This is a genomic window from Tsukamurella sp. 8F (assembly GCF_029167375.1).
GTDB lineage: Bacteria > Actinomycetota > Actinomycetes > Mycobacteriales > Mycobacteriaceae > Tsukamurella.
Map to the genome: position 1 here is coordinate 1 of NZ_JARFTP010000068.1, position 394 is coordinate 394.

Here is a 394-nt window from a genome sequence, read left to right on the forward strand (position 1 = left end):
GTTCCGCCGACCCCGCGAGGCCAACTGGCTGATCGGCTGCGCACTACTGCTGCTCGCGATGGCGGAGGGGATGTTCGGCTACTCCATCCCGGACGACCTACTGTCCGGCACCGGCGTACGAGCCGCATTGTCCGGCATCGTGATCGGTCTCCCGGTGATCGGCACGTGGATGCACTGGCTGATCTTCGGCGGCGACTTCCCCGGCGACATCTTCATCACGCGCCTCTACGTCGCGCACGTACTGCTCCTGCCCGGCATCATCCTCGCGCTCATCGCCGGCCACCTGGCCCTGGTCTGGTACCAGAAGCACACCCAGTTCGCGGGCCCCGGCCGCACCGAGGAGAACGTCGTCGGCGTACGCATCCTGCCCGTATTCGCCGTGAAGACCGGCGCA

The 394-nt window shown here is 67.3% G+C and carries 1 protein-coding gene; it reads left to right on the forward strand.

Annotated features, from left to right (window positions below; translation table 11 throughout):
- Positions 1–394, forward strand: a 394-nt coding sequence (locus P0W64_RS22510) for a cytochrome b (RefSeq protein ID WP_275482435.1), incomplete at both ends; no start/stop codon positions are given.